The following is a 4,127-nucleotide window of genomic DNA, read 5'->3' as shown; positions in this document are numbered from 1 at the left end:
GTTGCTATCATTAAAGCTGTAAACAGGCCGGCGGAATCCCGCCGGCCTTCTGTCGGTTCAGACGTGTAACCGCCGTTATTATGCTTTCGCAAAGTGGTCATACAGACGGTAGCAAAGCAGCGCACTCTGCTCGACCGAGCAGTCCTGCTGCGGGGACAGCGCGGTTGCGCTCGTGCCCTTCATGATGCCGTAGTTTGCCAGCGTCGCGACTGCTTCAGTGGCGTAATCAGATACGCTGCCAGCATCGGTGTAGCCCTCCAGCGAACCACCCGCGGTCAGAACCTGCTCGCCGGTCTGCTGCTGGATATAGCTCGCCGCGCGCCACAGCATGGTGGCCAGCTGCTCACGGGTCAGCTTATCCTCCGGCGAGAAGGTTGTGTCCGAGGTGCCGTTGACAATGCCTGCAGCATACGCCTTGCGCACGTCTACTTCAGTGCAGTCCACAAAAGTGGATTCTGGCGCCGCGGGCAGGGTTTCGCCGGTCACGGTTTCCGCAAGACGCACTGCCAGCTGCGCAAAGTGCAGACGGGAGGCACTGCTCTGCCAGGCGGGGCTGCCATTCAGTTCGGGAATCAGCCCGGCGGCATCCGCGGCGGCAATCTCGGCCTGCGCCCAGTCGCTCGGTTCTGCGGCCGGAATCTCGCCATTGATCAGCGCTTCCAGCTCCTTGGTGGTATAGGTCTGGGAGAAATCCATCTGCGTGATCGTGCTTTCCGGCAGACGCAGATAGAATCCGGTCTGGAACGAAAGGTTGGCCCAGCCATATGAATTGTCGCCGTTCGGGTCGTAGTACTTATTGCCCGGTGCAAAATGGAAGTGATCGTCTTGATCGATTGTCAGATCGGTGATCGACCGCAGACCGATTGAATCTTCCTCATAGTCCAGTTCGACAAAATTATCAGTTTGTGCCAGACGGTTGTTCGTACGGCCGCGCCACTCAAACGTGTCCGCAAAGGCGGCATTTTCCGCATTGATCTTATAGACATCGCCACCAATCATCACTACGATACACGGGCCGTCATAGATCGTGCCGTTGGCCATGCTGTTGCTGCTGCCGCCGCTAGGCTGGGAAAGCGGTTTGTCGCAATCCGGGCAGCGCGCACTGGTAAAGCCGCCGGTAAACTCCAGCTCGAAGGGGTCGCCGGCAGCAACGACCGGCAGTTCCAGCTCCACTTCTTTGCGCTCGCCATCGCCGTTCCACGACTGATTGATCACCGCAATCTTGGCGTCGATCATGCCGTATACCTTAGGATAGTGCAGCACATAGCTGACCCCTTCCTCGCTCGTTCCCTTTTCCACGGTCGGATACTCTGCCGCGCCCGCAACCGCCATGCTGCCGGCAAGCGTCGCCGCACATACAACCGCCGAAATCCATCTTTTTACGTTCATCTTTTTTCCTCCATTCGTTTTTCTGCTATCGTAGCCCAACAGAACCCCCGGTTCATTTCCTCAGCCTCTCTTTTCCCTCCCTCTTTGTCTGACGCCACAGGTCGTTATCCGTCTTCTCCTTATCCACATTTTAAGATTGAAATAAAATGGAAGAGTGACGCTTTTATCATATAAGATATACATCTTTCTGTCAATAATTATACCTCACATTGTATAAAATGACCCGATTTCCGGATGGCATCACGTCTTCTCCGTCTCCATGCCGAGCGCCTGCAGCACCTCGTCCGCCGAGTCATGCACAAAGGGTTCGACCTCGCAGCCCTGCAGGTCGAGCGCACCATAGGCGCCATCCTCGGCTTGCGCGATCAGCGTGGTCTGGTCCGGCGCGTAGGACAAAGAAGCATACTGACAGGGGACGACCGGGTTGCCCGTGCGGTCGATCAGCCCAAACCGGAACCCGAACCCGTCCGCCGCCTGCCGGACAACGGCATGCCCGTTGAGAAAGGTGTCCACTCGGTCATACTGTGTGTCCAGCGTCAGCACCACGTTGCCCTCGATGTCCAGCACGATCCAGCCGGACGGCTCGAGCGCGCCGCGCTCGCCGTTGTGCATCTGGTACGCCGCCTGCCGGTATGCCGGGCACAGTCCCTCGGAAAAGCCGCCGAGTTCGTTCAGCCCATAGGAAATATCCTTGGTGTTGAAGCGCACCCGCCCCTGTGCGTCGTACACATCGCCGGTATACCGGTCGTGCGCACAGGGTTCGCCGTCGATCTCGCCGGCGAAATACAGGCCGTCGCCCTGCGCGATGATTTCACCGTCATGGTCGAAAAGATATCGGGTGACGCCCTGTTCCACCAGTGTCAGCGCGGTGGTTTCGCCCTCTGCATAATCTTTTACCTGATCCAGACTGAATTCTGCCATATCCTCGTTGTCGGATACCTCCGCGGTATCGGCCACGACCGGTGCCGCCTCGGCGGTGCCGGTAAACCCGGCCATTGTGCCGACGGCCAGTACGGTCAGGGCGATGCCCGCTCCGGAGAGCACATACTTGCGCTTGGCCGAAGGCTGCGGGCAGACGGACCGCGGTACGTCGGTTTCCGGCAGGTCGGTTGCGGGTTCCGGGACGAAGGCTGGCGCCGCCGGGCCCTTTTGGGCTGCCGACGCGGTGGTTTTCCACTGGAACAGGATACCCAGCGTGCTCAGCATCAGACCGAGCAGAGCAGAGAGGAACGGGTGCGCGCCGATCAGCAGCGTAATCAGCGAGCGGCCGGCCAGCGTACCGCCCGCAATACCCGTGCTGAAAATCATCCAGACGCGTACAAACTTGACGGACAGCACGCCGACCACAATGCCGCACACCGCGCCGAGCAGCAACGCAGGGGGCTCCGCGCCCAGCAGCAGCAGAAACAACAGCAGGGTCAGTAGTGCATTGCTCAGAAACACGCCCAGCAGATAAATGCGGAACAGCAGAACCGCCCCCACAATGCCGCCGATCAGCACCGCAGCCGTAACCACACCCGAGGTCGGTGCCCCCAGCGCCAGCGCGCCGACCGCGAAGCCGACTACGCCGCCCAGCAGAAAACCACACACGGCAAAGGCCAGTTTGATCAGTTTGAAGCCGAAGAAGCACTCCAGCAACGCAACCAATGCCATAACGGACAGAATCACCGCCTGAACAGCCGACACTGCTCCGTTCCAAATGTCCAGCACGGTTCGCAAATCCTGTAACATCTCACTCATGTTCATACTCCCCTTTTTGTTTGATACCCTTAGGAGTCCGCAGGGGAGCGGCAGGTTTTATCCAAACCAAAAAATTTTAGAAAATTTTTTGTAGAAAAAAGAAGGCCGACCGAATCGGTCAGCCTTCTGTGTCGTGCAGGAAAATCATTTTGGCCATATCGGCCGGTGTATTGTGCAGCCGTCATGTGCTGTCACTGTCGTCCGTCGGCGGCGCGGTCGGGCGCTTTCTGCGGCAGTATACCACTGCACCTGCGCCGCTCAGCGCGGCGATGCCACCGAGCGTCAGCACGATGGCGGGCACCGGGCTGCTATCGTCAAAGCCGTCGAACGCCATCTCGGCTACCGGCGGCTCGTACAGCAGCATGAACAGGCGGTACAGCATGAGCGCCGCTTCGCCGCGCGTGATCGCCTGCTGCGGTGCAAGCGTGCCCGTGCCGTCGATCAGCGTCTCACGCACGGCCAGCGCGGTGGTTTCGCGCGCCCAGTCTGCGATCGCGTCCGCGTCGGCAAAGGTCAGATAGGCGGACGGATCAGCCGGGTAACTGTATCCCTTCTTATCCGCCAGCGTGCGGCTGCACAGCGCGATCACCTGCTCGCGCAGCACGTCGGTTTCGCCGCGGAAAGTACCGTCCTCAAAGCCCTCGATGATATTATCCTGCTCACCTGAGGCAACATAAGCATAATACGGGCTGTCCTGCGCCACATCGGTGAACGAGGTGGTCAGGCTGCGGTCGAGCGCAAAGAACATGCGCACCAGCGCTTCGGCGAAGGTGTAACGGTTGAGTGTGCCGTTCGGGTCAAAGTTGCCGGCGTCGTCCACCGAGAAATACCCTTTGGAAACCATGAAGCGGATGGCGGCAGCGGTTTGCTCGTCGCAGTCTGCCAGATCGACGATCTCCGCCGCATTTTCAATCACTTCATAGGTGCCCGAATACGGGGTCGAAAACTCGATGGTCTGGTTGATGGCATCAAACTGGCCGCCCCAGTTGTCCGAGCCG

General features: G+C 59.3%; 3 protein-coding genes. All 3 read right to left on the bottom strand.

What is annotated here, in order from left to right; all coding sequences use genetic code 11:
- Nucleotides 1-78: 78 nt before the first annotated feature.
- Nucleotides 79-1,389 carry an S-layer homology domain-containing protein gene (locus ABGT74_RS11850; RefSeq protein ID WP_346705634.1) on the bottom strand — a complete coding sequence of 437 codons (1,311 nt, stop codon included), beginning with the start codon at nt 1,387-1,389 and terminating at the stop codon, nt 79-81.
- Nucleotides 1,390-1,629: 240 nt separating this feature from the next.
- Entirely contained in the window at nt 1,630-3,129 is a 1,500-nt protein-coding gene (locus ABGT74_RS11845) for a WG repeat-containing protein (protein WP_346705633.1), read from the bottom strand.
- Nucleotides 3,130-3,310: 181 nt separating this feature from the next.
- The coding region (locus ABGT74_RS11840) for an S-layer homology domain-containing protein (RefSeq protein WP_346705632.1) at nt 3,311-4,127 on the bottom strand (817 nt) is incomplete at its 5' end.

The organism is uncultured Agathobaculum sp. (genome assembly GCF_963927765.1).
Lineage (GTDB): Bacteria > Bacillota > Clostridia > Oscillospirales > Butyricicoccaceae > Agathobaculum.
The sequence above is the reverse complement of the archived record's forward strand: the minus strand, read 5'-3'. Positions and strand labels throughout refer to the sequence as shown.